Below are 26,745 nucleotides of genomic sequence, written 5' to 3'. Positions count from 1 at the left end.
AGACGACGTCTAATACTCCAGCAGCGGTTCGTGGCCTGAGGTGCGTTTTCGGTAGTGGCAGCGGCGGGCGATGGCCTGGCGGTGTCTTCTCCAGGCGGACCAGTTCAGTGCGTGGGTGATGGGATCGCGGTCGGCTCGTGGGTGGGGCAGGAGAGTGTCCAGGAGCCGCCGGATCTCTGCCACGGTGAGCGGGACGGTGGCTGATCCGTTTCTGCAGCCCCCTTTGCCTCCCCGCCGGCCTGGGCTTGTGCTGCGAGTGCGGCCAAGACGGCGTGGGCGAGCATGGCCAGGGTGATGTGCCGATACCAGCCGACATAGCGGCGGACTTCGTACTCGTCCAGGCCGCACTCGTTCTTCGCGGCCTGGAAGCACTCCTCGATCGCCCAGCGGGAGCCGGCGATGCGGACCAGCTCGGCGATCTCGACATCCACGGGTGCGTAGGCCAGGTAGTAGGCCACATCTTCGGGGTCGGACAGGCTGCGGCGGGCCATCACCCACCGGTGATGGGTCGGCGGATCCGGATCGAAGATGATGTTGGCGGGCAACTTGGCCCCGGCCCAGTCGTAGATCCGCGGGCCCTTCGCCCCATCGCCGCAGGACAGCCGCTGCCAGGCATCATCGGGTGCTTCATCGATGAGATGGTCGATGCGCCAGATGCCGGCCAGGGACTTGATCTGCTGGGACTTGGGCACCGCCACCACGTAGCCGACGCCCGTCTGCTCGAGCAGGCGGCGGAAGTGCCAGTCCTGCCCGTAGGCCTCATCCGCGGTCACCCACGACGCCGGCAGGCCGGCGGCCAGGCAGCGGCGGACGATGTCCCGGGCCAGTTCCCCCTTGGTCGCAAAGCCTCGCCCGTCGGGGATCTTGGCCGCCCGGCAGCGGTCACGGTCGGACGTCCAGGCTTTGGGCAGGTAGAGCTCCCGGTCCACCAAGGCCCGGCCTGAGCTGGTGGCGTAGGCGGCGAACACGCCGATCTGACAGTTGTCGATCTTTCCTGAGGTGCCGGTGTACTGCCGACTGACCCCGGCTGAGGTGGTGCCCTTCTTGATGAATCCCGTGTCGTCGATGATCAGCACACCGCCCGGTCCGAGCCGTTCGGCGACGTAGGCACGGACGTCGTCACGCAGGGCGTCCGCGTCCCAGACACTGCTGTTCAGCAGCCGCTGAAAGCCGTCCGGAGTGCGGTGACCTGCCCATTCCGCAAGCTGCCAGCCGTTCTTGCGTGTCGCCCGCCCCAGCAGACCACGGACGTAGTCCCGCATCCGCCACCGCAGATCCGCCCGAGTGAACCTGCCCGCCACCCGAGCGAACACCAACTCCAACTCGCCGGCCCAGCAAGCGGCTTCACTCATCCCCTCCATACCAGGACAACGACAACCACCAGCTCAGGACACGAACCGCTGCTGGAGTACTAAGGACTCCTAGCAAAAAGAGGTCTTCAGGCGACGCCAGCAGATGATGCTGCAGCCGAGGCTGAGGAAGGCTTCGTGGAGGTCGTCGCGGACCTCCCAGCGGATGCGCAGACGGCGGAACCAGTGCAGGAGTGCAAAGGCGGCTTCGACGACCCAGCGGTGCACGCCCAGGCCGGAGCCGTGCCCGGTCCCACGGTGGGCGATGACCGGGCGGATGCCCACCTCACGCACGGCGCGGCGGTAGACGTCGTAGTCGTAGCCGCGGTCGGCGTACAGCACGCCGGGGCGCCGGCGGGGTCGCCCGCGCTTGCCCTGGACCGGGGGCACGGCGTGGACCAGGGGCATCAGCTGGGTGACGTCGTGGCGGTTGCCGCCGGTCAGAATGGCGGCGAGCGGGATGCCGTGCGCCTCCACGATTACGTGGTGCTTGCTGCCCGTCCTGCCCCGGTCCACCGGGGACGGCCCCGTCTTGGCTCCGCCCTTCATCGCCCGCAGATGCGAGCCGTCCACCGCGGCCCGGGAGAAGTCCAGCAGATCGGCCGCACGTAACTCGGCCAGCAGCAGCTCGTGCAGCGCCTGCCACACTCCGGCCTCCTGCCAGTCCCGCAGCCTGCGCCAGCACGTACTTCCCGATCCGTAGCCCAGCTCCTGCGGCAGGAACTCCCATGGGATTCCTGTGTACAGCACGAACAGGATCCCGCTGAGCACCCGCCGGTCATCCAGCCGCCTGCGCCCCGGATACCGCTGCCGGCGTTCGACCACCGGCAACAGCGGAGCGATCCGCTCCCACAGCCCGTCCTCGACCTCCCACGGCCTGCGCTGCCCCACACCCCACCCCGATCCACCAGATGCAAGCACAACACCGATTGACAGGCTGTCGTTCCAAGGCACAGTCGGGAGTGTCTGATTCCTGATACACCCTCCCTGCTGGGGCAATTGATCAGGCGCTGTGCGGTTTGGGGTAATGGGGGCGAAGGTTGGCGGCAAGGATGCGGTCGAGCATCTTGTCGGAGAGGATCCGTGACAGGCGGGTGAGTACGGCCGCGTCGCGCCCGATGGTGTACCGGGTGCGCGGGCGCCGGGCGGTCGCGGCCTTGGCGATGACCAGGGCGGCGGCCTCGGCGGACAGTCCGGAGTCGGTGAACGATGTCGCCTGGTTGATGATCGCCTGTAGCAGCTCGCCGTAGCGGCTGCGCTGGGTCGGCGACAACGTGGCAATGGTGTCGTTCGCCCGCTCGATGCCGTGGCCGGTCATCTCGGTCTTTACCCCGCCGGGCTCGACGACCACGACCTGCACGCCGTGAGGTGCGAGCTCCCGCCGCAGGGAGTCGCTCATCGCTTCCATGGCGAACTTCGCAGCGGCGTAGGCGCCGTAGGTCGGCATCGCGATCCGGCCTCCGATGGAGCTGATGTTCACCACCCGGCCGCCGCTGGCGTGCAGTGCGGGCAGGACGGCTTTGGTCACCGCGATGTGCCCGAAGAAGTTCACGTCGAATTGCCGTTGCCACTGCTCCATCGACAGCACCTCGACCGGCGCGTTGATGGCGATGCCGGCGTTGTTGATCACTGCGCGAAGCGGTCGCCCTGCCGGGTCGTCGGCGATACGTTTGGAAACTGAGGCGATCTGTTCGGGATCGGTGATGTCCAGGAGCACCGGCTCCAGTCCCGCGCTCCGCAGTGTGTCGGCGTCGGATTGGCGCCGGACGCTTGCCAGAACATGAAAGCCGCGGCGGGCAAGCTCGCGGGCGGTCGCGGCACCCATGCCCGTCGACGCGCCAGTAATCAGGATCATCCCGGAGTGCTCATGTGACGTTGTCATATGAGTGACGATAGCGGCTCACGTGACATTGTCAAACGAGTCGTGTGACAGCGTCACGTAACATTGGGGGCATGGTCAGCCGATTGGAAAGTGCCGCAGCCACCCGGCGAGCGCTGGTCGAAGCTGCCGCCGATCTGCTGGACGAGGGTGGTCCCGGCGCGGTGACCCTGCGCGCCGTGGGGACCAGGGCGGACGTGTCTCGCGGGGCGCCGTACGGACATTTTCCGGACAAGGAGCACCTGCTCGCCGCGGTCGCAGCCAGGAGCTGGGGGCATGTTAGCGAAGGTCTCGATGCACTCATTGCGGCGGAACATCTGACGCCGGCCGAGCGCCTGGCACGCGCACTGGCCGACCTGATGGACGTCGGTCGGCGGCGCCCACACACCTATGCGTTGATGTTTGGCGTGTCATCGACTGCGTCCAGCGAAGCGATCGCTGCGGTGTCACGCACGCACGACAAGTTCCTTTCGATCGTCGCGGGTGCCCTCGCGGATCCACAGCGCGCCCGGCCGGTCGGTGCGATGTTGCTGACCAGCGTGCACGGCATCATCAGCTTCGAGAACGGCGGTCTCCTGGAAACCCAGAAGTGGCACGTTACCGGCGATCAGCTTGTCGAAATGATCATACGAACCGCAACCGCGCCTCAATGAGCGGTGTGCAACCTGAAGTTGCTGGTCACAGGTCTGATCTGAATGGCGAGTTGGGTACTCGTGCCGGTCAGCGGCCGATGACCATGGCGTGGATCATCGGACAGATCCCGCTCCGGCGGGATGCCCGGTTCGGCTACGCCCACGACCGGCCCCCGCCTACGATCCGTCAGCAGGTCGGCACGGCGTGAGAACGACCGGGTTCCCGTGGCAGGAACCTCCATGGGATTCCTGTGTACAGCACAAACAGGATCCCGCTGAGCACCCGCCGGTCATCCAGCCGCCTGCGCCCCGGATACCGCTGCCGGCGTTCGACCACCGGCAACAGCGGAGCGATCCGCTCCCACAGCCCGTCCTCGACCTCCCACGGCCTGCGCTGCCCCACACCCCACCCCGATCCACCAGATGCAAGCGCAACACCGACTGACAGGCTGTCATTCCAAGGCACAGTCGGTCATTTTGCTAGGAGCGCTTACATAGGGATTAGGATCATCTCGTCCGTGCGCTCGTCCGTCGGGGAGACGGTGAGGCGAAACCGTGCCGTGCTGCCGTGCAGATCGCCGGGCACAGTCTCTTCGTCCAGAAAGCCGTCCAGGGCTATAGCGTCGTCGGCCATGAGTCAGCCGACCTTCCGGACCGGCGCCTGATGGGCGGCGTCGTACGCCTCCAGGACCGCCTTGCGGACCATGCCCGCGTCGGCGACCTGGTGGCCGTTGGCGCGCGCCCACGTCCTGATGGCGGCGAGCTCCTCCCGGGTGCGGCCGCTGCCCAGGCCCGAGCGGATCGGGGTGGGCGCGGTGGCGGCCGCCGGGGTAGTGCGGGTGCCGGCCTTCGCGGCGCGCAGTTCCTCCTGCGCCTTCTCCAGTTCGGCCTTGGCCTTGGCGACCTTCTCTTCGGCCTCGCGCTGTGCGGCCTCGCTCTCGCGGCGCTCGGTCAGCTCGGACAGGTCGGCGGTGATGCGGGCAGCGCGACTGCGGACCGAGGCGGCCGGGTGCGCGGCCGCCCAGTCGAGCAGCTGCTGCACCTCGTTGGAGACGGCCAGCGGGACGACCGGGACGTTGATGGCCGGGGCGTCGGCGGCCACGCCGGGCAATCCGAGGACCTGGTCGGCGATGAGGTCGCTGAGTTCGGTCTCGCTCAGGCCGGTGGCCTCGCGGATGGCCTGCTCGCTGTCGCCGTTGTTGTGCATGGAGATCGCCATGGCCTCGTGCGCGGACAGGGCCGGGGCGGCGGGGGCGTTCGTCATGGTGGGTGCGTCTCCGGTTTCCGGGATGAGGGGGAGCAGAGCGGTGAGGGTGGATTCGTCGGTGGGCAGCCCGAGGACGTCCAGGAGCAGCGCCATGTCGTCCTTGTCGCGGGAGCTGCGGGCGGTGACCCGGGCGGCGGCGAGCTGCTGCGCCAGGTTCGGGTCCAGGGGCAGCGCTTCGGCCTCAAGGGCCTCGGTCCAGTCGGTGAACACGGCTACGTCGCCTTGGCGCTGGCGACCAGCTCCAGCACGTGCCGGTTGGACGCCGCCTGCGCCGGGGTGATCGGTTCCTTCCAGCGGTTGTACGGCTTGGGCCGGGTGGGGATGAGCTCCAGCTCCAGCCGGGTGAGGGCCTGTTCGCGGGCAGTCGGCGGGACGACGCGCGCCGCGCGCTGCCGCTCACGGCGGCGGCGGTCCTGTTCGGCGACGACGCCGACCCAGTCGTCACCGAGGCGGGCTACGAGCTGCTTGCGCAGCTGCTTGCGGTCCCGGGCGGTGGTCGCCGCCCACACCCCGGTCTTCGTCAGGGCGAGGTTGGCGAGCGCCCACTTCAGGCAGCCCTCGACGATCGGGCAGCCGGAGCAGGCGTGCTTGGCCTTGACGAGCGCCTTCTCCCGGGCGCGGGGGTCTTCGTCGGTGTTGTGGATGTCCTCGATGGCGAACAGGCCGGGTTCCGTGCGGCAGCGCAGGGCCTGGTCGGTGTGGGGGAAGGGGATCCGGTCGTCGGCGGGGACGATGTCCGGCAGTTTGGCGACGCCGGTGTGATTGCCGCTCATGAGGTGCCCTCCGGGGCGAGGTGGGGGAGCTGGAGGAGGACCTGGTCCACGAGGTCCTGCGACGGGCGCCACGGTCCGAGCTGGCCGTGCAGCCACGGGATGGGGAGCGCGAGCTCGTGGACGTCGGTGAGGACGAGGTGGAACGCGTCGGGCTGCGCCCACTTCGAGCACGGGGCGGTGCCGGCGGCGTCCTGGTGGCAGTCGGTGAGGCGGGCGACACCGACGACGGCCCGGGTGTGCAGGGCGCGGCCGCGGATCGCGGTGGCGACCAGCGGGTCGCGCATCGGGGCCCGTTCGGTGACCTGCCCGGCGTGCAGCAGCAGCCAGCCGCGCCAGGACCAGGGGGCCGGCCTGTTCTCCACGTCTTTCCCGGCGAGGATGCAGGTCGTCCAGGGCTGGCGGATCGTGATGCCCCGGATCCAGGTGCCCGGGTCGACGGTGGTGGTCTCGCTCATGCCGCCCGCCCCAGCGTGTGGGTGCCCGGCCGTCCGGCACGGCGGCCGTTGATGGACGGCACAGTGGCGTGGGAGCGGTCGGCGAAGACGGCGCGGCCGGTGTGCTTGCCCGCGTACATCGCGGCGTTGGCGGCCCGCTGAAGCAGGGACAGGTCCCGAGTGCCGGGGACGTCGGGGCAGGCGGCGCCGACCGACGCGGCGACGTCGACCAGGACACCGTCGTCGACCTGAACCGGCTGCGCGAGCAGCTGCGTGAGCTGGGCGAGACGGAGCTCGCGGCGGGCGGGTCCGATCCGCACCGCGAAGGCGAACTCGTCCCCTCCGAGCCTGCCGACCGCCCCGCGGCTGCCCGCCCAGGCGGTGAGCCGCTGCGCGGTGGCGGCCAGGACGCGGTCGCCGGCGGCGTGCCCGCCGGGTCCGTCATTGATCTGCTTGAAGTGGTTTTCCCGGACTAACTCAGGTGGCCTGTGGGCCGTCATGATGGAGACCTCCATGCGAGTGGAGGCGGGGTGCGGCGTGCTGTGGTAAGTGAGCCGCACCCCGCTTGTGGACAGGGTTTTCTGAGAGTTGTGGAGACGGGGAGAGCAGATGGACGTCACTGAGCGCGAGCTGACCGATCCTTGGGAAGGTGTTCTGGTCTCTCCCACTCGCGGCAGTGAGGTCGGCGTTCTGGTCCTGGCTGGATCCAGCGGGCGTATCGAACGTGAGAGAGCGCGCATCCTGGCTCAGCAAGGCATTGCCGCCTTGGCGATCCGCTGGTTCGGCGGGCCCGGGCAGTCCCCGGGAATCTGTGAAGTCCCCTTGGAGACCTTCACCGCCGCCGTCGACTTCCTCCGGCTTGGCGGAGCACGACGCATTGGGATTCTCGGCGTCTCCAAGGGGGCTGAAGCAGCCTTGCTCACGGCGGTGCACGACCCGCGCGTGGACGTGGCTATCGCTCTGTCGCCCACCTCGCGGGTCTGGTGCAACGTCGGCCCAGGCCGCGACGGAGCGCACTACCCTTATCGCTCGTCCTGGACCTGGCAGGAGCGGCCGCTACCTTTTGTCCCGATGGACGATTCCTGGACTCCCACGGAACCGGACAGCGGCCCCGTCGCCATCCGCGGATGGTACGAACTCAGCGAGAGGTCCTTCTCTCACCTGCTTTCGCCTGCGGAGATCCCCGTGGACATGGCCCGAGCCGACCTATTGCTGGTCGCAGGCGGCGACGACGCGATGTGGCCGTCGCTCCCCTTCGCCGAGCAACTGGCGCAACGTCGGCTCTCAGCCGGGGCAGCCGTGCGTCTGATCGCCCGCGACGACGCCGGCCACCGACCACGCCTTCCTGGCGAGAACCCCGCATCGGCGTCCCCACGCTTCCAGTACGGGGGCACACCTGAAGCTGACGCGCTCCTTGGCAAGGCTGCCTGGCCCCACGTCCTCGACGCGCTTGGCAGCGGAAGCTCACCCACTCCTTCTACTTGATCGCGAACCAGGCTGAGAGACAGATTCGTAGTAGTGATCAAGAGGTTCCCTCTCGGTTTCTGATCTGCGGAATCCCGAGATCAGCGATGCGGGCTGTGCTGCGCGTGACAGCCCGGTCCAGGGAGGTCAGCTTCTTGCGTGCGGCTTCGAAGCTAACCTGGAGGCCTTCGGCTTCGCCGAGCCAGCCGTTGAGTTTGGCCTCGGTGATGCGCTCGGCCAGGCTGCGGATGATCTCGATGAGCCGCTGCCGTTGCACCGGGTCGACCCGCAGCATCGGGCAGCACACGCAGGCGTGTTCGTGTTTGCAGGGGGTGCCGTAGGGGCGACCGCAGGTGCCGAGTTCGACCTTCCGCAGCGCGAAGTGCTGCTGGAACTCGCGCCATTCCTCTTCGGACGGCTCGCGGTATTCGGTCTCGGGCCGCAAGGCACGTCGCTGGTCGAGGAAGGACCGGTAGGAGCGGATGAGGTCGTCCTGGAAGACGGCCAGGTATGCCTGGGTGGTGGACAGATCCTCGTGGCCCAGGAGCCGGGCGGCGATGTGCACGGGCAGGCCGCCGGTGACGGCCTCGGTCGCGAACATCCTGCGGAAGTCGTGCGGGGTGAACTTCAACGGCTCGCCAGCGGCGTCCCGCAGGCCAGCGCGTGCAAGGGCCCGGTCGAGGATGTCCTGCACTGCTCCGTGGCTGATGACCTCGCTGTGGTGGCCCCGGGCTCTGCGCTGGAACAGGTGCGGGAGCATCGGGCCGAAGACGCGCTCGTGGCTGTCGTACTGGCTAACGAGAGGAATCGTCTCGCCGTTGGCCTTGCGGAGACGGGTGATGACGGTGGCCAGGACACTGGCCAGTTCGGGACTGACCAGCAGCAGCCGTTCCTGGTTGTTCTTCGACGGCAGGATCTGTAGGAGCGGGACGAGTTCGTTGGTGTCGGCGAGCCGGTAGGAGACCAGCGCCAGGTGCGTGATCTCCAGCAGTTCCTCCCGCCGGATGCCGGTGTGCCGCAGCGTCTCGATGATCGCCCAGGCCCAGAACGCGTCGTCCTCGGTCCGGGCGACGTCGAAAATCTCGCCGGTAGCGAGGTTTTCGACCATCACTGCCTCGGACCGTGCGCGCTTTGCTTCTTTGAGATGTGTCTTGAGGACTGTGCGCCGGTAGCCGACTCCGTCCTGCTCAAACACATCGCCCACGGGCGCCTTCCGGGCCGCGACCAACAGTGCTTCCTGCTCCCGGCGATGGCGTTCAGCGGTCTCGACGAGGACGGGCAGTTACGGCAGCCGCTCACGGACGCGCTGGTGCATCTTCGCGGTGGTGCTGCGGCGGTGCTTGTTCATCCCATCGGTGTCACCCCGGCGTACGGGGCTGGGAACGGCGTGTGGCGCCCAGGTGGGGTCCTCCAGAGCCCATTCCTGGATGTCGAGGTAGAAGGCCCGGACCTGCACCAGCATCAGCACGTAGCTCTTGCGCGGCCGCGGCGTTTGGTGACGTACTTCAGCCGTTCCTTCCAGGCCGCGGCGACCTCCTCGGGCAGTCGGAGGCTGTCGACTTCGGGGTGGTGCTGTTCAATGTCCGCCCAGAAACCGCCGACCAACTGGCTGACCAGGCCTGTGAACGAGCCGTAGTCCAGACCGGGGCGGCGCTCTTCGAGGTAGCGCACCAGCACATCCCGCACCAGTCGGCAGCGCAGCTCGTATCGGTCGACAAGCTCCGCGGTGGGCCGCTGGCCTTGATGGAGGAAGGCCCGGTAGGTGAGGTTGCGGGGCACGATGTCAACGCCGCGCAGCAGATCCCAGGCTGGAAAGACACCGTCCGGGATACGCCCATCGCGCCGCACTGCCCACTGTCGGAAGCCCTCGAAATCCTCACCGGTCAGCTGGGCGGGCCCCCTGCCACCGCGAAGGACGAGCTTGGCCAGCACGTTCAGGCCCTTGGTTACTCGCCGCTCCAGCATCGATGTCTCGGACGCCTGGCGGATCATACGGTCGAAGACCTCCGGCTGCACCGACTTGCGTACTTCCCGGAACAGAGAGGCCGAGTTGTAGGCCGTCAGAAAGTCGTAGCTGGGGAGCACGACCTGAGTCAGCAGCAGGCTCGCCACGCCCACAAGGGTCCTCTCCCTGCGCCGCCTCATCGTGGGCTGTGGCCCCGGAGGAACGGCGTTGAGCCAGTCCAGGTCCGTATCGGCGCCGGCTGCGAGCCACCGCTGCTGCCACCCGTCCCCGGGATGTGTGAGCAACCACTCCAGGATGGCGGCCGTGCCCAGGACGAGGTCACGTCGGCGTTTGTCGGCGTAGCCCATCCGGTCCGCGTGCTCGCGAACCAGCGTCATGACTTCGTCGGCGGACAGGTGGTCGACCGGCCCGACGCAGACCGGAGCCTAGGGCAGAGCGTTGTCCTCGGCGGCCGGTCGTGGCTCGGGAAGAGACGTGGTGATTTCGGTTGTCACTGTGGGATCCCTCCCAGCAGGACCGCCAGGTCGTCCGCGTCGTAGCCGACTGCCACTGGGGCCGGCGCCGGGGCGGTCTCCTCCTGATCGGCGAGGTAGCGGCGGATCCGGCTCAGGACCTCGTGGTCGTCCTCAACGAGGTAGATCTGGGTGGTCAAGTGAGCGTGGCCGAGGATGACCTGCACGTCCCGCAGTGACAGCTTCTTCGAGCGGATCATGCGAAGGGCGCTTGTGTGCCGTAGATCGTGCATGGTCCAGTTCGTGCCGAGCGCGTCATTGGCCCGGCGCAGCACCGCCCGCAGTGCGTCGTAGGTCAGCGGCCGACGATGCAGCTCGGAGCCATGACGTTCCCGGCGCCGAAGCGTCCACCACACCGGATCGTCGGGCCCAAGGTCGGCGAGTTCGTCCAGGTAGAGCCGCAGCCAGACGAAGGATTCCGCACTGGCGGGCAGCCACTGCTGGGCGCCGGTTCCCTTGCGGCGAACCTGGACGAGCTGGTCACCCCAGTCCAGGTCGGCGCCCCGGATCCCGAGCAGCTCGTTGGCCCGGGCTGCGGTGCTGACCGCCAGGGCCAGAATCGCCCGGTCCCGGTTCGAGCGCATCGCGGCGAACAACTCGTTCCACCGCTCATCGGGCATCGCCCGCGGCCGCTGTCTGGGCAGCTTCGGGTTGTAGCGCAGGCGTCCCTCCGCTCGGAACGGCTCCAGCGGATTGTGGTGCGCATTCGCCCGACGTCCCCGGCTTCGATCCCGGCGTATCGGGTTGACCAGCGGCCCGTCCCCGACGTCGATGACGAACTCGTAGAAGCAGCGAAGCACCGCGTTGCTGTGCCGGATCGTCCGTGCGCTGTAGCGGTCGCCCGGGTACTGCTTTCGCGTGATCCCATTGACCTGACCTGCTGTTGCCGCCGACTTCGTCCGCGGGTTCCTCTGCTGCTTCTTCGCTTGACCCATCCACAGCACGAAGTCGCGCACCTCGGCCGACGTGGCCTTCTCCCACGGGACCTCGATGGCGTGCAGGAAACGCCACCAGCGATGCAGATCGAAGGCGTAGCTGCGAACGCTGCCCACAGAGTGGCCGCGTGCCAGGAAGTCCCGCAAAAAGCGCCGGATCGGCTCTACCGGGCGGCCTTGGGGATCCACGACCACGTACGGGATCACGTCGTCGGAAGGCACGACGCGCCCCCAGAGTGCGAGACGAATCGATCGGAGATCCCTGTGGATCTCACCGGATGAAGACATGCAGCTCCTCCCTCAGATAGCTGCATGTCTCGTACCGGACCAATCACCAACTCGACTCTCGACACGCTGAGTTGCTTACCGGTAGTCCGGTCAACATGGTCCAGGTCCACGATCCCGACCAGGGCGTGGTCGCCGTGCCGGTCGGTGATCTGCCGGGCCTTGGCAGTGAAGCTGTCGCGTCCGAGCAGGCCCGTGAGCAGGTCGCGGCGGGCGGCGGACAGCTTCCTGTGCAGGCTGACCGCGTGCACGGTCCAGCCGGTCAGCGGCACGGCGAGCGTGGTGATGAACAGGGCGCGTTGCCCGATCGGGGCCTGTACGCGCACGGTGGAGGCCATACTGGTCTCTCCCTCTCGTCATGTACGGGATGGGTGGCCCGGGGCGGCCGACTGGTTTTCCGGCCTTTGGCGGCCGTCCCGGGGGCGGACCTACAGCTCTAAGACGTCGTCTCATTTGGGGTGCTGGGTAGTCTGCCGGTGTGGTGATGGTCGAGCGCATGGTGCCGGATGAATTGTGGGAGCTGTTCGAGCGGGTGGTCCCGCCTGCTCCATCGCGGCCGCAGGGCGGCGGTCGGCGGCGATACGGGGATCGCGAGGTGCTGGCCGCGATCATCTTCGTGGCCACGACGGGCTGTACCTGGCGGCAGTTGCCGCCGGTCTTCGGCCCCTCAGGGCCGACCGCGCACCGGCGCTTCACCGAGTGGAGTGCCGCCCGGGTCTGGGCGAAGCTGCACCGCCTCATCCTCGACGAGCTGGGCTCGCGCGGAGATCTGGACTGGTCGCGGTGTGCGATCGACTCGGTGAACATGCGGGCCCTGAAAGGGGGGACCTGACAGGTCCGAATCCTGTGGACCGGGGCAAGAAAGGCTCGAAGATCCACTTGATCACCGAGCGGACCGGTTTACCCCTCTCGATCGGGATCTCCGGCGCGAACCTGCACGACAGCCAGGCACTCGAGCCGCTCGTGCGCGGCATCCCGCCGATCCGCTCCCGCCGCGGCCCGCGCAGGCGACGGCCCGCCAAACTGCACGCGGACAAGGGATACGACTACGACCACCTGCGCCGCTGGCTACGCAAGCGGGGCATCCGGCACCGCATCGCCCGCAAGGGCATCGAGTCCTCCACCCGGCTGGGCCGGCACCGCTGGACGATCGAGCGCACGATGTCCTGGCTGGGCGGCTGCCGTCGCTTACACCGCCGCTACGAACGCAAGGCCGAGCACTTCCTGGCCTTCACCGCCATCGCCTGCAGCCTCATCTGCTACCGCAGACTCACCAAATGAGACGACGTCTAAGGGGTCGTGGCTGAGCCAGCTGTAGGGGTCGTGCCAGGGGCTGGCCTTCGCGGCCTGCCAGTCGAGCGCCCAGTCGGGCCGAAGCCCTTGCGCTCCCCAGCCCCGGCCTGCTTGCCGGGAACCTCGAGGCCGGCCTGCTGCGCGGCGAGCGCCGCGTCGTACACCTCGTGTGCGATGCGCAGGGCCTCGCTCTTGGACGACGCCTCGCCGGTGAAGACGTGTACGCCCTTCAGCTGGCGGTTGGTGGTGTGGTGTATCGGGACGTCAACCTCGAAGTAGCGAAGCGGCATGACGTCCCATCTTCCTCCATCGCTGGTCGTGACCCGGTGCTCAGTGGCCGGGCAGCGTGTGGGCGGCGGTGATGCGGACGGTGTCCGCGAGCAGCACGGTCAGCTCGTGGCCGTGGCCGACGGCGTCCTCCAGGCGCTCGATGAGCTCCGGGGGCAGGCCGCGGTTGCGGGCGCCGGTCAGGACGCCCTCCAGGTAGAGGACGTCGGCCAGGACGCGGCCGCGGACGTCCAGGACGCAGGGCTGCACGGTGAGGACGTCGGTGTTCTTGGCGGTCGCCAGGGCCGCGTGGTGGGCGGCTGCGGTGTAGGCGGTCTCGGTCTGCTCGGTGAGCAGCGCGTCGACCTGTGTGGTGTCGCCGTAGGCGCGGCGCCAGCCGAAGCGGGCGGCGGCGGCTTCCATGAGGGAGCGGCGGGCGAGGGGCACGGTGACCTCCGGGGAGGGCCGGTCGTCCGGTCTCGGCTGACCGGACGGACACCGCATGGCCCCGCCGTCGCCCGCCCGGGGGCGGTGCGGCGGGGCCGTACGGAGAGCGTCCGGTCAGCGCTGGGGGCGGCGCAGGATCGTGAACTCGGTGCCGGTGCCGTAGGTGCGCGGCTTGGCGGTCAGGAACTCCGGCTGCTCGTCCGCGAGGCGCTGCAGCTCCTCCTCGGTCCACTCGGTGGAGCGCTGGAGGGCGAGGCGGTCCAGGTGGAAGGCGGTGAGGTAGACCGTGGAGTCGTAGTCGGAGCGGCGTTCCGCGTTCAGCCGCCGGAGCACGATCTCGCGGGCGGTGTCGTCGTCGGGGCGGGCGGGCAGGTCGCGGGGCAGCGCCCGGCACTGGGCGGCGTGGGCGTTGGCGATCTCCCCGCCCGGCTGCTCGGAGGCGATGCTGTAGTCCCGGTCCTTGGTGCGGGTGCGGTACGAGCAGCCCAGGCAGGCGACGGCGTAGGTGGTGCCGTTGACGCTGGCGTCGGCGGTGTAGACGAGGACGACGGCACCGGCCAGCCCGAGGAAGCGCTGGGTGACGATCACACCCTCGGGCTTCCAGGTCTCGCCGATCTCCGGCCGCGGCTGCGAGGTGTGCTCCGGCTCGGTGGCGGTGCGGGTACGGGAGAAAAGGGTGAGTGGCATGGGATCACTGCTCCTTCTGGTCGGCCTGGGCGTGGATGCGGGCGATGGTTCGGCGGGCGGCGGAGATCACGAACGGGGTGATGAGCGCGCCGGCGAGGCTGGCGTAGGTGGCGAAGAAGATGGCGGGGGTGCTCACCGGCTGTCGCCTCCCGTCGCCTGCCGGTCGGCGAGGGCCAAGAACTCCACGGCGAGGTCCGGCGCGGACAGGATGGTGCGCAGGATCGAGGCGAAGCCGTCGCGCTCGATGGGGGTGAGCCGGTCCTACACGGCGTGGGCGTCCTGGTGGGCACCGACGGCCTTGAGGTAGTCGTCCTCGGTGGTGGCGGTGTGCTCGATGCCGCACCGTCCGCACCGGAAGACGGCCTGGTCCCAGCCGCACGCGGGCGTCACCGGTGGTCGCCCTTGCGCAGGGTGATCCAGGTGGTGACCAGGGCGGCGGCCACGCCGATCGCGCGGTGCGCCGCCTGGTCAGTTGACTGCACTAGCTCAGGCCACGGCTCGACTCCGTGACCTTGGTTCAAGAGCATGCGGGGGTGCATGAAGCTCCTTCGATTCATCGAGATCTGATTGACGGCCGGGTACGGCTGCCCCGGATGGGGGCGGTGGTAGAAGGCGAGTCGCCTTCGTTGCCGTGGCGGGTGATAGATGCTGCTGGTCGGGAGATCGAGCCGGTCAGCAGTTACCTTCGGGACCGGATGCTGGGCGATGTCAGCCCGCTGACATGTCGCAGCTACGGCTTTGACCTGCTGCGCTGGTACCGAGTGCTCTGGGCACTGGATGTGGGCTGGGAGCAGGCCACCGAGGCGGAGACCGCCGCGTTGGTGGGCTGGCTCCGTTCGGCTCGCAACCCGCAGCGCCAGCGGCGGGCAGGTGGCCACCGGGCCGGGACGGTGAATCCGAAGACGGGCAAGCCGACGCTTCGGGCCGGGTACGCGCCGGCGACCATCGCGCACAACCTTTCGGCAGTTCATGGGTTCTACGCCTTTCACCTGCACTTCGGCCGGGGTCCGGTGGTGAACCCGGTGCCTGAGAACAGGGCACGCCGTGCTGCGCTCGCGCACCTGTCGCTGATCGAGGCTCGGGCCGCGTACCGGCGCGGTCGGCTGCGGCCGAAGGTGCCTGCCCGGCAACCGCGGACACTGCCCGATCACCAGTGGGACGAACTGTTCACGCAGATGAAGTGCGCACGGGACCGGGCATTGCTGTCCTGCTATGTCTCGTCTGGCGCCCGAGCCTCCGAACTGCTCGGGGTTGAACTCGGAGACGTCAACTGGACCAAGGGCCAGTTGTGGGTGATCTCCAAAGGCAGCCGGGCCCGACAACCGGTTCCGGTATCGCCCGAGGCCCTCGCCCACCTCGCCGCCTACCTGGAGGAGGCTGGGCTCCCACCCGACGGCATGCCGCTCTGGCGCACCCGCCGCGGCCAGCCGAGACCGCTGACCTATTGGGCGGCCCGCCGCATCATCCAGCGCGCGGACGAAGCGATCGGGGCGAACTGGACACTGCACGACCTGCGGCACACCGCCGCGACGCGACTCGCCCGCGACCCGGAGCTGACGCTGGTGGAGGTGCAGACGATCCTGCGACATGCCCATATCAGCACCACGGCCCTTTACACCGTGGTCGGACTGGACGACCTGGTGGACAAGCTCGCAGAGCACTACGCACGGCCGGTCCAGCCGGCCACATGGCCGCAGCGATACGAGGCGAGCGACATCGAGGCGGTGTTCGGTGCCGGGCGCTAAAGTCGGCGACAGCCTGCGGCTTCAAGGCCCGACGACCAACCGGGTCCGCCGTCATGAGAGTGCCGAAGGCCGGGTGTCGACCGGAAACTTCGAGCCTACTGCCATCGTTCCCGCCCCTCCGCCACGGCCGATGCGGCCGCCTCGCTCGCTTGGGGACTTCGCGACGGCCTCGGTGGAGGAGATCACCGAGGTGGTCATCGGGCACTTCCTGCCTGCCGGCTCCAAGACGTGGCGAGCACGTCAAGAAATGCAGGAGTTCCTCGGCTACCTGACCGGTTTTCCCGGAGATACCTGGCAGGAGCGCTGGGAAGCGACCGGCCACGATGCGGGCATTCCCGTCGGCCGGGTCGCTGGGGACGACCGTGCCCTGAGTCGTCGGCTGAGCGCGGCGGCAGGCCGTTGCTTCGCCATGCGGTTGATCCGACCCACACTGCTGGGCCTGCGCTCCAACACCTTCACCCGCTACACCCCGTGGTTCCGCAGTATCGCGAATGATCCGTGGCTGGAGGAGTTCTGCGAGCGGGTCGATCAGCTGCCCGTCGGCTCCTCCCGTCGTGGCCGGGCGAAGTCCGACGTCTGCTACGCGTTGACGGTCTTCGGGATCGACCTGGACGGGCTCACGCCCGAGGCCCTGCTGCACTACGCCGTCGAATGCCGAGCCCATGCTCTGGCCGGGGAAGACGCCGAGTCGGGCACCTTCTCCGGCACACTGGCCTGGCCGGTGTTGCACGAGATGGGGCAGTTTCCGCGCTCCGCTCCGCGAACTCTGCGGGCTGCTGTCACCCGCGGGCAGTTGTCGATCGAGGAAGCCGTGGACCGCCATCAGCTGCGCAACCGCGAGGTGCGGGACCTGTTGGTGGAGTACGTACGCCGCCGCTCCGCCGAGCTGAACTACTCGACCCTGCGGCACCTGATCACCCGCCTGGTCAAGACGTTCTGGAAGGTGATCGAGGAGATCAATCCTGAGCAGGCCGACCTGCGGCTGTCGGAGGAGACCTTCACACAGTGGAAGGAGAAGCTGCTGGTCCTGCCCGGCGGCAAGCCGCGTCTGGACATGGACGGCCCGCTGCTGGCGGTCCGGTCCCTCTACCTCGACCTGCACACCTGGTCCGTCGCCGAGCCCGAGCGGTGGGCGAAATGGGTCGCGCCCTGCCCGGTCCGGGACGCCGACCTGCGTCACTTCCAGCTGCGTCGACGCCGCCTCAACGAACGGATCGCCAACCGCACGCGAGTCCGCCAGCCGCTGCTGCCGATCCTCTCCCAGCACGTCAACGACACCTGGCACCAGCGCAGAGAACTGCTCAAGGCCGCGCAGAGCGTGAACCCCGGCGAAGAGTTCGTACAGGACGGCACCACGTGGCTTCGGGTGTCCTGCAACGAGCGCCACAACCGGCCACCAGTCCGTGTGGTCAACCGCTCCACTGGCGACCTCGTACGCGTCTCCCAGGACGAGAACGCCGCGTTTTGGCAGTGGGCCGTCGTGGAGACACTCCGGCTGGCTGGCCTGCGCGCCGAGGAACTCACCGAACTGAGTCACCTCAGCGTCCGGCAGTACCAGCGCCCGAACGGCGAGGTCGTCGCGCTCCTGGTCGTCAGCCCGTCCAAGAGCGACCGTGAACGCGTCATCCCCATGTCGGCCGAGCTGTTCCACGTCATTGCCCAGGTCATCCGCCGCCACCGCGAGGAACACGGCACCGTCCCGGTCTGCGCCCGATACGACCTGCACGAGAAGGTGTGGAGCGAGGAACTGCCCTACCTCTTCCAGACCGTCCACAGCAGCAGCCAGCGCGGCATGTCCAGCACGACGGTGTGGCGCATCGTGCGACGTGCGTGCAATGAGCTGGCCGCCACGCACCCGGAGTTCGCCAACGTGCACTTCGCCCTGCACGACTTCCGACGGCTGTTCGCCACCGAGCTGGTGAACAACGGCCTGCCCATTCACATCGGCGCCGCCCTGCTCGGGCACCTCGACATCCGCACCACTCGCGGTTATGTCGCGGTCTTCGACGAGGACGTCATCAGCCACTATCACCAGTTCCTCGCCCGACGCCGAGCAGCACGGCCGACGGACGAGTACCGAGAGCCCACCCGCGACGAGTGGGAGGACTTCCAGGAGCACTTCGACAAGCGTCGCGTCGAGCTCGGCTCCTGCGGCCGTCCCTACGGCACTCCGTGCGCGCACGAGCACGCCTGCATCCGCTGCCCGATGCTCAGCATCAACCCGAAGATGCTGCCCCGCCTGGACGAGTTGGAGGAGGACCTCCTCGCCCGCCGCGAGCGCGCTGTCGCTGAGGACTGGCGGGGTGAGATCGACGGACTCGATCTCACCCTCACCTTCCTGCGCAGCAAGCGCGAGCAGGCCCGCCGTTTCCAGCGGAGTGGCCAGGTTTCGCTTGGGCTTCCCGTCGTCCCACATCAGAAGTCCCAGATCACAGGGGGGTGAGAGGAGCACAGACGCCAGCAGTGCGAGCTGCGTGATCACATTGGACAATCGCTGCCAACCAGGAGGCCCAGAATGCTGTTGCGCAATGTGGTGCTTGAGGATGTCGACGCTTACATCCGGATGCGATGCGATCCCGACATGATGAAAGATCTCGGGGGTCCACTGCCGCGAGAAGGCATGGATGAGAAGGTGCAGCGCGATGTCCGCCGGGCTGCCGAGGACACCGCCTGGACCAAAATGATCACCCCCGAAGCGGCTGACCCCTCGGTCGTCGCCGGAACTGTCTCGCTGTGGTCCCACGAAGCCGACGACCAGTACATATCCGAAATCGGTTGGATGGTCCTGCCCGCCTTCCAAGGCCAGGGCTACGGCAAGCGAGCCGTGCGGGCACTGCTTGAGATGGCCAGGGAGGACGGCCGCTGGGGACTCATCCACGCCTTCCCCGCAACCAGCAACCTGCCTTCCAATGGCATCTGCCGCGCTGTCGGCTTTACGTTCGTTGAAGAACAGAGCCTGGAGTTCGCCGGTCGCGTTCTGGACACCAATCACTGGATCATCGACCCACGCACCGATTTGACCTGACCATCACTGAGCCGTTGGTGCAGAGAAGGTCCAGCTCCATCAGCGCGGTTCCGGGACCGGAGACGTCCTGGACGGCCTTCGGGTATTCGGTGCCCTCGCCGTCGGCCTTGCGGACGACCGTGGCGTGCTTGATGTAGCCGGTCTTCCCGGCCTTCTCCGCGAGTATCGGCAAGTTCGGATATTCGACCGTGCGGAATAGCGTCCGTGAACTCAATCGTGGGGTGGAGTCGGCGTACACCAGCATCTGCTCAGGACGGTACGAAGGTGCTCAGTTCCCATGGCCGAGACGAGGCGCTCGGCGTAATCCGGGGGCGCTACGGGTGCGGGATGCGGAACACTTCGCTGGGTGATCGTGATGTAGCCCGTCCTGGAGATATACGCACCTGACGGCTTCGACCTCTGGCCTGTCGCCGAGGTCCAGTCGTTTGCCTTTCTGCCTCTCAGCGGTGAGCTCTCGCCCGCGGAGGTCGGGACGGCCATGATGCGCATCGCCAGCTGCAATGACATCGACCCCGACGACGATCGGCCGCCTCGTCCGGCCGACGCACTCGACTCCGTTCTTTCACGGACTGCTGACGTTCGACAACCTCTTCGCGGCCGGTGGCCTGCGGGTCACCGACAACTCCACAGGCGTCACCTTCCTACCCGGTTGCTGCGATGGGCTGGAGGACTGGCGCGACTGGCACCAGTTCGTCGACGACGGCGGCCTGCTCGGATTCGGCCACGACCCCGTGTCACCGATTGCGGAGCGTTTCGGCGACACCGTCCGGCTCACTGTCAACGCCGAGCAGAGCGACAGTCCGGTGATCGAGCTGTGCGTATCTGAGCTCCGCCACCTGCTAACCGGTGCCGAGCGCGACCTGGCCGACTTCCTTGCGCTGGCTGCCGATTGGGCCTCCAGGCACCTGCCTGGCCATTGCGCTGCCCTCACAGCCGCCCTTGCCCGCGTTCTCGACCTTCCCGCGTCGGCCATGTCGCCGGAGCCATAGGACGGCACGGGCTTCGCCGGCCACGAAGGCGGGCCCCTGGATTGTCATCGTGTGCGACGCGGTGAGCATGTTCGTGTGTACCTGCCTGGGCACCGACGTGTACGCCGACAGGTGGCTGTGCGACGCCGGGGCGGGGACTGCTGCACGGATAGGTGACACCTGACCTGGCTTGCTGAGAGGCGGCCTGGAAGGATGTCGCAGTGCCCAAGCCGTATCCGAAGGAGTTCCGCGAGGACATCGTGCGGGTCGCGCGCAACCGCGAGCCCGGCGTCACGCTGGAACAGATCGCCGCCGACTTCGGCGTCCACCCGATCACTCTGTCGAAGTGGCTGCGCCGTGCCGACACCGACGAGGGCGCCAGGCCGGCAGCGGCGTCGGGTGAGTCGGCCCAGCTGCGCGAGGCCCGCAAGCGCATCCGGCTGCTGGAGCAGGAGAACGAGGTCCTCAGAAGGGCAGCGGCGTATCTATCGCAGGCGAACCTGCCGGCAAAATGATGTACCCGCTCGTCCGCGAGCTGGCCGCCGCCGCTGCCCCTCACCGGGTGCCGGTGGCGGTGACGTGCCGGGTGCTCGGGCTGGCCCGCCAGCCCTACTACCGGTGGCTGACCAGACCGGTCACCGACGCCGAGATGGCCGAGGCATACCGGGCCAACGCCCTGTTCGACGCGCACCGCGACGATCCAGAGTTCGGCCACCGCTTCCTGCTCGACGAGGCCCGCGCCGCCGGCGAGGCGATGGCCGAGCGGACCGCCTGGCGGATCTGCCGGGACAACGGCTGGTGGAGCGCCTTCGGCAAGCGAAGAGGCCGCGGCAAGAACGCCAAAGCCGGGCCACCGGTCCACGATGACCTGGTGCGGCGGAACTTCACCACCGACGGGCCGAACCGGTTGTGGCTGACAGACATCACCGAGCACCCAACCGGCGAGGGCAAGCTGTATCTGTGTGCCATCAAGGACGTGTACTCCGGCCGCATCGTGGGCTATTCCATCGACGCCCGAATGAAATCCAGCCTCGCGGTGAGAGCCCTTGAATCCGCAGTGGCCCGTCGCGGCCAGGTCGCCGGATGCATTGTTCATTCCGACCGCGGGTCGCAGTTCCGCTCACGGAAGTTCGTGTCCGTTGTCGTACGTCACAACATGGTCGGCTCCATGGGCCGGGTCGGTGCGGCCGGCGACAACGCGGCCATGGAGAGCTTCTTCGCGCTGCTGCAGAAGAACGTCCTCGACCGCCGTGCCTGGGCCACCCGCCAGGAGCTGCGGATCGCGATCGTCACCTGGATCGAGCGCACCTACCACCGACGCCGGCGTCAAAGACGCCTGGCCCGATTGACCCCCGTCGAGTACGAGACCATCATGACCCCAGCCGCAGCCTTGGCTGCATAAACCCCGCTGTCACCCGATCATGCAGCAGTCCCTTTATGCGAGACCTTCGTGAGGACGCGGGACTCATCACCGCAGATGAGGTCGCCAAGCTTCTTGAGGGCGGCTGGCGGGAGCGGAGAACTGAACCGCCCCGGGTTCGGTAGAGATCTCAGATTGTGGGTGTGACCTGTGGTTTCGTGAGTTCCGTGTAGTAGTTGGTCTCGTACTCAACGGGTGGGACGTGGCCTATCTCACCGTGCAGGCGTCGGTGGCGGTACCAGTCGACCCACTCGGCGGTGGCCAGCTCGACCTGGGAGAGTGTCTTCCAGGGTCGCTGTGGCTTGATCAACTCGGTTTTGAACAGGCCGATCGTGCTCTCCATCAGGGCGTTGTCGTAGGCGTCGCCGACGGAGCCGATCGAGGCCGCGATGCCGGCCGCGTCGAGGTGTTCGGCCAGCTTGAAACTGGTGTATTGGCTGCCCGCATCGCTGTGGTGTATCAACTCGCCCCGAATGTGGGGGCGTTCATCGCGGTCGCGCTGCCACAGCGCCATCTCCAGAGCGTCCAGGACGAGCTGGGTCTCCTTCGACGTCGCGGCGGACCAGCCGACGATACGGCGGGAGAAGGTGTCCACGACGAAGGCGACGTAGACCACCCCGGCCCAGGTCGCCACGTGCGTGAAATCCGCGACCCAGCAGCGGTTCGGTGCCGTGGCGACGAAGTCGCGGTCCACCCGGTCCGGTGCCCGCCCGGCTTGCTGGTCCGGGACCGTAGTGATGACCTTCTTGCCGCGGACGGCGCCGGCGATGCCCAGCTCGCGCATCAGCCGCTCCACGGTGCAGCGGGCCACCTCATGACCCTGCCGGTTCAGTTCCCGCCAGATCTTCCGTGCCCCGTAGACACGGTAGTTGTCGGTGTAGACCTGCCGGATCAGCTCCTTGAGTTCCGTGTCCCGCACGGTACGAGCGGACGGGGCGGCCAGTCGTTTCTTGTAGGCGTAGTAGGTGGAAAGGGCGATCTTGCAGTCGTGCTCGGTGAGCGTCCTGCAGATCGGCTCGACCCCGCCGAAGCGGTCCCGGTGCTCGTCGATGAACGCTACGAGCGCAGGTGTGGCCGGTCGAGCTCGGCCGCGAAGAAACTCGCCGCCGCCTTCAGGATCTCGTTCGCCCGCTTCAGCTCGGCGATCTCCTTCTTCAGCGCCTTGAGCTGGACCGATTCCTCCGTCGTCGTCCCCGGCCGTGTCCCCGCGTCGATCTCCTGCTGCTTCAGCCAGTTCCGCAGTGTCTCGCGGGAGCCGATGCCGAGCTTGTCGGTGACCGCCTGCAGGGCGGCCGTCTCGTTCGGGTAGTCGTCGCGCACCTCGGCGACCATGCGCACCGCACGACGGCGGAGCTCAAGCGGGTAACGGGAAGGTCGTGCCATGACTCGATCCTTTCATGAAATCGAGTCTCTATTCGAACCGGGGCGGTTCAAGAATCTGCGGCGGCATGCTCGGCCGTCCGTTCGCCGACGGATACATGTCCGCGAACATCCCAGCCGGGAATAGCCCGCCGCGATGCTCGGCCAGGAACGCAAACACAGCATCGACAACGCGACGGACTGGGCGAATTTCGTCAAACGCAACTGGACTGACTACATCGCCAGCCGCACGCAGGACCGTCCCTGAAGCACGCCTCCTTGCATCGTCTGCCTGGACTCAGCGCATCCCGGGCAGGCGACGCAACTCGTTGACCTTCATCAGCCGGGCGAGAAGGAGGTACCCCGCGGCTGTCGCCAGCGTCCCGGTTGCCAGTGCGACGGCCGTGGGCCACGTTCCACTTCCCAGGCCCGCACACGCACGCGCTGCAGCCCAGCCCAGCCCAGCAGCCGGGCCCGCGGCGCAGAACAGTTTCCCGTAGGTGCGGCGCAGGCCGCCGTCGTCGATGCGACCCTCAAGCCTCCTGCGCAGCAGATGCGCGGTGAGTGCGAGACCGGCCACGTAGGAGAGGGTGTAGGCGCCGGCCATCCCGACGACCGCCCAGCGGGCGGGCAGGAGCACATGACAGGCGGTGGCCAAGGCGATGTTCACGCCCGCGATCCAGGCCGCCATGAAGAACGGAGTGCGGGTGTCTTCGAAGGCGTAGAAGCCGCGCAGCAGCAGGTACTGGGCGGAGAACGGGACGAGCCCGAGTCCGAACGCCTGCAGCATGTACCCCAGCGGGCGGGCCGAGGCGGCGTCCGCCGCCCCGTGGGCAAACAGCAGTGATGAGATCTGCGGCCCCAGAGCGAGGAAAAGGAACGCGGCGGGCACAATGACCACGCCGCTGATCCGCAGCACCCGGGACAGGTCAGCGCGTAGATCCGGGATGCGCCCCTCAGCGACGGCCCGGCTCATACGCGGCAGCAAGGCCGTCACCAGGGATACCGTCACGATCGACTGCGGCAGCATCCAGATGGTCTGCGCGTAGGTGTAGGCCGAGTAGCCCGCGCCGGCCTGCGGCAGCTCCTGGTCGGCGGCGTTGGCGTAGTTCGTGACCACCGTCAGGGCGACCTGGTTGGCTAAGACGAACAGCAGCGTCCACTTCGCCGCGTGGACGCTCTTGCCCAGGCCGGTGCCCCGCCAGTCGAACCGCGGGCGGAAACGGAAACCGGCAGCCCGCGCGAACGGGATCAGCGCCAACGCCTGCACGGCGATGCCTACCGTCGTCCCGATCCCCAGCAACTGCACCTGATCGGTCGTGATGTCCTCCACCCGGTCGGGCGCCGTCATCAGTCCCAAATAGGCGGCGAACATGCCGACCAGCACGACGTTGTTCAGCACCGGGGTCCACATCATCGCGCCGAACTTCTCGCGAGCGTTCAACATCTGCCCGTAGATGCTGAACAGCCCGTAGAAGAAGATCTGCGGCAACAGGAACCGCGCGAACGTCACCGTCAACGCGAACGCCTCGTGACTGTTCGGGGTGTCCCGCATGTACAGGCCCACGATCTGCGGCGCCGCCCATACCGCCAGCGCCGTCCCCACACCCAGTACACAGACCACGAGCGTGACCAGACGCTGCTCGTAAGCGCGTCCGCCATCGGGCTGCGTTGCCCTGGCTCGGACCAGCTGCGGCACCAACACGGCGTTGAGCGCCCCACCGATCAGCAGCGTGTACAGGCTCGTCGGCACGGTGTTCGCCGTGTTGTACGTACTGGCCAGCAAACCTGTGCCGAGCGCTGCGGCCTGCAGCACCTGACGGATCAGTCCCGTCGCTCGTGACACCACGGTGCCAACAGCCATCAGTAAGGACGAACGAGCCAGCCCGCCCTTGTCCTTCTTCCGTCGGGCGGCATGCCGCCCCCTTCTCTGCTGCTCCTGCGGCATGGTCTGCGCCGCGGAGTTCGCCCCCTCGATCATGCCGTCAACCTATGCCCCGAGGTCTCGGGGGCCCAGTTGGTCCCCTCCCGCACAGTCGTGCAGCGACATCGCCGCGACCGTGGACCAGGAATACGACAGCAACGGAACAAGTGCTCTGCGCCACTAGCGTACATCTCGTACGGCACGGTAGTTGCGCCGTCGGTCTGCCGGTCGGACGTCCCGGTGCGGGTGAAGCCAGCTTTGAGATGCACAGGCCGCAGGCGATGTGCACGCAGCTGATGCTGCTGGACCGTGACCCGCAGGTGGTGGGTCCGTTCGCGCGGCCGGTGCGGCTGATCTGGCGTGGCTTCGTTCATTTCTTTTGGCAGCGTTTGTTAACGAGTTCTGACGGCATCGTCCGGTTGGGGGCTTCGCAGATCGTCACGAGTTTTGAAGGCACCTGCTGTCTGAGGCCGGTCGGGTCGACGGGTTGCGACAGGGATGTCACAAGCTTCGAAGATCGCTTGACCTTGCCCCAGAGGGAGGGACGACAGTGACTCTGTCGATCACACGAGCGGGCGGTCTGTGCTCGCTGGTCAAGGACGAAGAGGGGGAGTTCGCGTGACCGCGACCTGCGTCATTCTCGACATCGGCGGCGTGCTGGAGATCACGCCGGAAACCGGGTGGGTGCAACGGTGGGAAGAGCGGCTGGAGCTGCCACTGGGCACTGTCCATGAGCGGCTGTGCGACGTGTGGCGGGCTGGGAGCCTCGGGAGCATCAGCGAGCGCGAGGTGCACGAGCAGGTGGCACTCCGGCTGGGTCTCGACGCTCCGCAGGTTGAAGCCTTCATGGCCGATCTCTGGGCGGAGTATCTGGGGACGCCGAACGAGGACCTCATCGACTATGTGCGGGGGCTGCAGGGACGCTGCAGGCTGGGCATCCTGAGCAACAGCTTCGTCGGCGCCCGGGAGCGGGAGACGGCGCTGTATCACTTCGACGAACTGGTGGAGCAGATCGTCTATTCCCACGAGATCGGCATCGAGAAGCCCGACCTGCGTGCCTTTGAGGCCGCATGCGCCAGCTTGAACGTGCGGCCGGAGGACTGCCTGTTCATCGACGATGTCGCAGTCAACGTCGAGGCAGCCCGGGCGGCGGGCATGCAAGCGCACCTGTTCGAGGACAACGTCCGGACCATCACGCGCATCGCGGCTCACTTGGACGCCGGGCCCTTGGTCCCAGGGCGTGTCCCGCTCGCGTGACGTCGGCCTGGCCGGCCTTCAGCGGTTGCCGGCCAGGCGTTGCAGTGCTTGATCAGCCCGCTGCGGTCTGTTCTGCTCGTGCCCGTGTGCTGGCGAGGCGGTAGGAGTCGGTGCCCGTCTCGATGATGGTGCCGTTGAACGTGAGCCGGTCAACGATGGCCGCGCAGAGACGAGGATCGGTGAACGTCTTCGTCCAGCCGCCGAACGACTCGTTCGAGGCGATCGCGACGCTGTTCTTCTCCTCTCGCTCGGTGAGGACTTGGAAGAGGAGTCCAGCGCCGTGGCGGTCGAGTTCCATATAGCCGAGCTCGTCGATGCAGAGCAGGTCGACGCGCCCGTAGCGGACGATCGTCTTGTTGAGCTGCTTCTCGTCGGCCGCCTCGACCAGCTCATTCACCAGCTTCGTGGCCAGGGTGTAGCGGACGCGGTAGCCCTTCATCGCCGCCTCGGTGCCAAGAGCGATGAGCATGTGGGACTTGCCGGTGCCGGAGTCGCCGATCAGGCAGAGCGGCTGTCCCTTCTTGATCCACTCGCAGGAGGCGAGGGTGTGGATGGTGGCCGGGTCGATGTTCGGATTGGCGTCGAAGTCGAAGGTCCGTAGGGACTTCTCCCTCGGGAAGCCGGCCGCCTTGATCCGCCTCTCGGAGCGGCGGCGGGCCCGGTCGTCGCACTCGGCCATCAGCAATTCGGCGAGGAAGCCGCGGTAGGTCATCTGGTCCTTCACCGCCCGGTCGGCGATGTCGGGAAACTCGTTGCGGATCGACGGAAGCCTCAGTGCCTGTTTTCGAACCTCGCAGCTCGGATTGCTACGGATGAGTGCCGTAGTTGCCGGAATGGGACGATGGAGTGATTTACCG

Annotated in this window: 28 protein-coding genes and 3 pseudogenes; 10 read left to right on the top strand and 21 right to left on the bottom strand. The window is 67.7% G+C overall.

Annotation, left to right across the window (positions count from 1 at the left end):
• Nucleotides 1–104: 104 nt before the first annotated feature.
• From QQY24_RS32595 to QQY24_RS32585, 3 genes are all read right to left on the bottom strand, one after another.
• A complete protein-coding gene (locus tag QQY24_RS32595; protein WP_301976565.1) occupies nt 105–1,361 on the bottom strand; it encodes an IS701 family transposase in 1,257 nt (418 codons plus the stop codon).
• A 60-nt stretch (nt 1,362–1,421) separates the two neighbouring features.
• The gene (locus tag QQY24_RS32590; protein WP_301976564.1) at nt 1,422–2,240 is read right to left on the bottom strand and encodes an IS5 family transposase; all 819 of its coding nucleotides are present in this window, start codon (nt 2,238–2,240) and stop codon (nt 1,422–1,424) included.
• A gap of 112 nt (nt 2,241–2,352) precedes the next feature.
• Nucleotides 2,353–3,204 carry an SDR family oxidoreductase gene (locus QQY24_RS32585; RefSeq protein WP_301976563.1) on the bottom strand — a complete coding sequence of 284 codons (852 nt, stop codon included), beginning with the start codon at nt 3,202–3,204 and terminating at the stop codon, nt 2,353–2,355.
• A 98-nt stretch (nt 3,205–3,302) separates the two neighbouring features.
• Here QQY24_RS32585 and QQY24_RS32580 point away from each other — a divergent pair, with 98 nt between their 5' ends.
• Nucleotides 3,303–3,881: a TetR/AcrR family transcriptional regulator gene (locus tag QQY24_RS32580; protein ID WP_301976562.1), complete on the top strand. Its 579-nt coding sequence runs from the start codon at nt 3,303–3,305 to the stop codon at nt 3,879–3,881.
• Nucleotides 3,882–4,074: 193 nt separating this feature from the next.
• Here QQY24_RS32580 and QQY24_RS32575 read toward each other — a convergent pair.
• The 5 genes and pseudogenes from QQY24_RS32575 to QQY24_RS32555 all read right to left on the bottom strand — a co-directional run.
• Nucleotides 4,075–4,263: pseudogene (locus QQY24_RS32575) on the bottom strand (transposase); the annotation flags it as partial.
• A 234-nt stretch (nt 4,264–4,497) separates the two neighbouring features.
• Complete coding sequence (locus QQY24_RS32570) at nt 4,498–5,337, bottom strand: histone-like nucleoid-structuring protein Lsr2 (RefSeq protein ID WP_301976560.1); 840 nt, start codon at nt 5,335–5,337, stop codon at nt 4,498–4,500.
• A gap of 2 nt (nt 5,338–5,339) precedes the next feature.
• Complete coding sequence (locus QQY24_RS32565) at nt 5,340–5,900, bottom strand: WhiB family transcriptional regulator (protein WP_301976559.1); 561 nt, start codon at nt 5,898–5,900, stop codon at nt 5,340–5,342.
• Complete coding sequence (locus QQY24_RS32560) at nt 5,897–6,355, bottom strand: hypothetical protein (RefSeq protein ID WP_301976558.1); 459 nt, start codon at nt 6,353–6,355, stop codon at nt 5,897–5,899. The genes QQY24_RS32565 and QQY24_RS32560 overlap by 4 nt, the downstream gene beginning before the upstream one ends.
• A pseudogene (locus tag QQY24_RS32555) lies at nt 6,352–6,798 on the bottom strand (GGDEF domain-containing protein); the annotation flags it as partial. The pseudogene QQY24_RS32555 and the gene QQY24_RS32560, both read right to left, overlap by 4 nt.
• Nucleotides 6,799–6,943: 145 nt before the next feature.
• On the opposite strand from QQY24_RS32555, the gene QQY24_RS32550 reads away from it, so the two are divergent.
• On the top strand, nt 6,944–7,819 hold the full coding sequence (locus tag QQY24_RS32550) for an acyl-CoA thioester hydrolase/BAAT C-terminal domain-containing protein (protein ID WP_301976557.1): 876 nt from the start codon (nt 6,944–6,946) through the stop codon (nt 7,817–7,819).
• 37 nt (nt 7,820–7,856) lie between these two features.
• On the opposite strand, the gene QQY24_RS32545 is transcribed toward QQY24_RS32550, so the two are convergent.
• The 5 genes from QQY24_RS32545 to QQY24_RS32525 all read right to left on the bottom strand — a co-directional run bounded on the left by QQY24_RS32545 (nt 7,857) and on the right by QQY24_RS32525 (nt 11,834).
• Nucleotides 7,857–8,906: a tyrosine-type recombinase/integrase gene (locus QQY24_RS32545; RefSeq protein WP_301976556.1), complete on the bottom strand. Its 1,050-nt coding sequence runs from the start codon at nt 8,904–8,906 to the stop codon at nt 7,857–7,859.
• A gap of 174 nt (nt 8,907–9,080) precedes the next feature.
• A complete protein-coding gene (locus QQY24_RS32540; RefSeq protein ID WP_301976555.1) occupies nt 9,081–9,260 on the bottom strand; it encodes a hypothetical protein in 180 nt (59 codons plus the stop codon).
• The gene (locus QQY24_RS32535; RefSeq protein ID WP_301976554.1) at nt 9,260–10,141 is read right to left on the bottom strand and encodes a hypothetical protein; all 882 of its coding nucleotides are present in this window, start codon (nt 10,139–10,141) and stop codon (nt 9,260–9,262) included. Before QQY24_RS32535 ends, QQY24_RS32540 begins: the two co-directional genes overlap by 1 nt.
• A 113-nt stretch (nt 10,142–10,254) precedes the next feature.
• Entirely contained in the window at nt 10,255–11,433 is a 1,179-nt protein-coding gene (locus QQY24_RS32530) for a site-specific integrase (protein WP_301976553.1), read from the bottom strand.
• Entirely contained in the window at nt 11,415–11,834 is a 420-nt protein-coding gene (locus QQY24_RS32525; RefSeq protein ID WP_301976552.1) for a hypothetical protein, read from the bottom strand. The genes QQY24_RS32530 and QQY24_RS32525 overlap by 19 nt, the downstream gene beginning before the upstream one ends.
• A 146-nt stretch (nt 11,835–11,980) precedes the next feature.
• On the opposite strand from QQY24_RS32525, the gene QQY24_RS32520 reads away from it, so the two are divergent.
• Nucleotides 11,981–12,777, top strand: a protein-coding gene (locus tag QQY24_RS32520) for an IS5 family transposase (RefSeq protein ID WP_301976858.1) whose coding sequence is annotated in 2 segments (ribosomal slippage) — nt 11,981–12,316 and nt 12,319–12,777 — 795 coding nt in all. Because the reading frame shifts where the segments join, the coding sequence is not laid out codon by codon here.
• 342 nt (nt 12,778–13,119) lie between these two features.
• Here QQY24_RS32520 and QQY24_RS32510 read toward each other — a convergent pair.
• From QQY24_RS32510 to QQY24_RS32495, 4 genes and pseudogenes are all read right to left on the bottom strand, one after another.
• The gene (locus QQY24_RS32510; protein ID WP_301976551.1) at nt 13,120–13,503 is read right to left on the bottom strand and encodes a hypothetical protein; all 384 of its coding nucleotides are present in this window, start codon (nt 13,501–13,503) and stop codon (nt 13,120–13,122) included.
• A gap of 114 nt (nt 13,504–13,617) precedes the next feature.
• Nucleotides 13,618–14,190, bottom strand: coding sequence for a hypothetical protein (locus QQY24_RS32505; protein ID WP_301976550.1), 573 nt, complete (start codon nt 14,188–14,190; stop codon nt 13,618–13,620).
• A gap of 4 nt (nt 14,191–14,194) precedes the next feature.
• Entirely contained in the window at nt 14,195–14,326 is a 132-nt protein-coding gene (locus QQY24_RS32500) for a hypothetical protein (protein ID WP_301976549.1), read from the bottom strand.
• A pseudogene (locus QQY24_RS32495) lies at nt 14,323–14,580 on the bottom strand (hypothetical protein). The gene QQY24_RS32500 and the pseudogene QQY24_RS32495 overlap by 4 nt, the downstream one beginning before the upstream one ends.
• A 305-nt stretch (nt 14,581–14,885) precedes the next feature.
• On the opposite strand from QQY24_RS32495, the gene QQY24_RS32490 reads away from it, so the two are divergent.
• The 3 genes from QQY24_RS32490 (at nt 14,886) to QQY24_RS32480 (ending at nt 18,960) form a co-directional block, all read left to right on the top strand.
• The gene (locus tag QQY24_RS32490; protein WP_301976857.1) at nt 14,886–15,935 is read left to right on the top strand and encodes a tyrosine-type recombinase/integrase; all 1,050 of its coding nucleotides are present in this window, start codon (nt 14,886–14,888) and stop codon (nt 15,933–15,935) included.
• A gap of 130 nt (nt 15,936–16,065) precedes the next feature.
• Nucleotides 16,066–18,378: a site-specific integrase gene (locus tag QQY24_RS32485; RefSeq protein WP_301976548.1), complete on the top strand. Its 2,313-nt coding sequence runs from the start codon at nt 16,066–16,068 to the stop codon at nt 18,376–18,378.
• 72 nt (nt 18,379–18,450) lie between these two features.
• Nucleotides 18,451–18,960: a GNAT family N-acetyltransferase gene (locus QQY24_RS32480; RefSeq protein WP_301976547.1), complete on the top strand. Its 510-nt coding sequence runs from the start codon at nt 18,451–18,453 to the stop codon at nt 18,958–18,960.
• Here QQY24_RS32480 and QQY24_RS32475 read toward each other — a convergent pair.
• A complete protein-coding gene (locus QQY24_RS32475; RefSeq protein WP_301976546.1) occupies nt 18,932–19,204 on the bottom strand; it encodes a hypothetical protein in 273 nt (90 codons plus the stop codon). The two genes, QQY24_RS32480 and QQY24_RS32475, sit on opposite strands and share 29 nt — an antisense overlap.
• Before the next feature lie 256 nt (nt 19,205–19,460).
• Between QQY24_RS32475 and QQY24_RS32470 the strand changes: the two genes are divergently transcribed.
• The 3 genes from QQY24_RS32470 to QQY24_RS32460 all read left to right on the top strand — a co-directional run bounded on the left by QQY24_RS32470 (nt 19,461) and on the right by QQY24_RS32460 (nt 21,473).
• Nucleotides 19,461–19,949, top strand: a complete 489-nt coding sequence (locus QQY24_RS32470) for a hypothetical protein (RefSeq protein ID WP_367658066.1) — start codon at nt 19,461–19,463, stop codon at nt 19,947–19,949.
• A 200-nt stretch (nt 19,950–20,149) separates the two neighbouring features.
• Nucleotides 20,150–21,330, top strand: a protein-coding gene (locus QQY24_RS32465) for an IS3 family transposase (protein ID WP_301976545.1) whose coding sequence is annotated in 2 segments (ribosomal slippage) — nt 20,150–20,434 and nt 20,437–21,330 — 1,179 coding nt in all. Because the reading frame shifts where the segments join, the coding sequence is not laid out codon by codon here.
• A 35-nt stretch (nt 21,331–21,365) separates the two neighbouring features.
• Nucleotides 21,366–21,473 (top strand): DUF6000 family protein, encoded by a 108-nt coding sequence (locus QQY24_RS32460; protein WP_301976544.1) that lies wholly within the window; start codon nt 21,366–21,368, stop codon nt 21,471–21,473.
• 5 nt (nt 21,474–21,478) lie between these two features.
• Here QQY24_RS32460 and QQY24_RS32455 read toward each other — a convergent pair.
• A protein-coding gene (locus tag QQY24_RS32455) for an IS3 family transposase (RefSeq protein WP_301976543.1) occupies nt 21,479–22,731 on the bottom strand; the annotation gives its coding sequence in 2 pieces (ribosomal slippage) (nt 21,479–22,449 and nt 22,449–22,731; 1,254 coding nt in all).
• 274 nt (nt 22,732–23,005) lie between these two features.
• Entirely contained in the window at nt 23,006–24,688 is a 1,683-nt protein-coding gene (gene murJ / locus QQY24_RS32450; RefSeq protein ID WP_301976542.1) for a murein biosynthesis integral membrane protein MurJ, read from the bottom strand.
• Between the two features lie 561 nt (nt 24,689–25,249).
• On the opposite strand from murJ, the gene QQY24_RS32445 reads away from it, so the two are divergent.
• Entirely contained in the window at nt 25,250–25,888 is a 639-nt protein-coding gene (locus tag QQY24_RS32445; RefSeq protein WP_301976541.1) for an HAD family phosphatase, read from the top strand.
• Nucleotides 25,889–25,940: 52 nt separating this feature from the next.
• Here the strand turns inward: QQY24_RS32445 and istB are convergent, their stop codons facing one another.
• Nucleotides 25,941–26,723: an IS21-like element helper ATPase IstB gene (gene istB / locus QQY24_RS32440; RefSeq protein ID WP_301976856.1), complete on the bottom strand. Its 783-nt coding sequence runs from the start codon at nt 26,721–26,723 to the stop codon at nt 25,941–25,943.
• Nucleotides 26,724–26,745: the final 22 nt, after the last annotated feature.

It is taken from the genome of Streptomyces sp. TG1A-8, from assembly GCF_030499535.1.
In the GTDB taxonomy this organism is placed as follows: Bacteria; Actinomycetota; Actinomycetes; order Streptomycetales; family Streptomycetaceae; genus Streptomyces.
This window is presented reverse-complemented; position numbering and strand designations above follow the sequence as displayed.

Coding starts and splice junctions, on each gene's coding strand:
- QQY24_RS32595 (WP_301976565.1), bottom strand. CDS start 1,361: ATGGAGGGGATGAGTGAAGCCGCTTGCTGGGCCGGCGAGTTGGAGTTG.
- QQY24_RS32585 (WP_301976563.1), bottom strand. CDS start 3,204: ATGATCCTGATTACTGGCGCGTCGACGGGCATGGGTGCCGCGACCGCC.
- QQY24_RS32580 (WP_301976562.1), top strand. CDS start 3,303: ATGGTCAGCCGATTGGAAAGTGCCGCAGCCACCCGGCGAGCGCTGGTC.
- QQY24_RS32565 (WP_301976559.1), bottom strand. CDS start 5,900: ATGAGCGGCAATCACACCGGCGTCGCCAAACTGCCGGACATCGTCCCC.
- QQY24_RS32560 (WP_301976558.1), bottom strand. CDS start 6,355: ATGAGCGAGACCACCACCGTCGACCCGGGCACCTGGATCCGGGGCATC.
- QQY24_RS32550 (WP_301976557.1), top strand. CDS start 6,944: ATGGACGTCACTGAGCGCGAGCTGACCGATCCTTGGGAAGGTGTTCTG.
- QQY24_RS32545 (WP_301976556.1), bottom strand. CDS start 8,906: ATGGTCGAAAACCTCGCTACCGGCGAGATTTTCGACGTCGCCCGGACC.
- QQY24_RS32540 (WP_301976555.1), bottom strand. CDS start 9,260: ATGCTGGTGCAGGTCCGGGCCTTCTACCTCGACATCCAGGAATGGGCT.
- QQY24_RS32535 (WP_301976554.1), bottom strand. CDS start 10,141: ATGACGCTGGTTCGCGAGCACGCGGACCGGATGGGCTACGCCGACAAA.
- QQY24_RS32525 (WP_301976552.1), bottom strand. CDS start 11,834: ATGGCCTCCACCGTGCGCGTACAGGCCCCGATCGGGCAACGCGCCCTG.
- QQY24_RS32505 (WP_301976550.1), bottom strand. CDS start 14,190: ATGCCACTCACCCTTTTCTCCCGTACCCGCACCGCCACCGAGCCGGAG.
- QQY24_RS32490 (WP_301976857.1), top strand. CDS start 14,886: ATGCTGGGCGATGTCAGCCCGCTGACATGTCGCAGCTACGGCTTTGAC.
- QQY24_RS32485 (WP_301976548.1), top strand. CDS start 16,066: ATGCGGCCGCCTCGCTCGCTTGGGGACTTCGCGACGGCCTCGGTGGAG.
- QQY24_RS32480 (WP_301976547.1), top strand. CDS start 18,451: ATGCTGTTGCGCAATGTGGTGCTTGAGGATGTCGACGCTTACATCCGG.
- QQY24_RS32475 (WP_301976546.1), bottom strand. CDS start 19,204: ATGCTGGTGTACGCCGACTCCACCCCACGATTGAGTTCACGGACGCTA.
- QQY24_RS32470 (WP_367658066.1), top strand. CDS start 19,461: ATGACATCGACCCCGACGACGATCGGCCGCCTCGTCCGGCCGACGCAC.
- QQY24_RS32460 (WP_301976544.1), top strand. CDS start 21,366: ATGCGAGACCTTCGTGAGGACGCGGGACTCATCACCGCAGATGAGGTC.
- murJ (WP_301976542.1), bottom strand. CDS start 24,688: ATGATCGAGGGGGCGAACTCCGCGGCGCAGACCATGCCGCAGGAGCAG.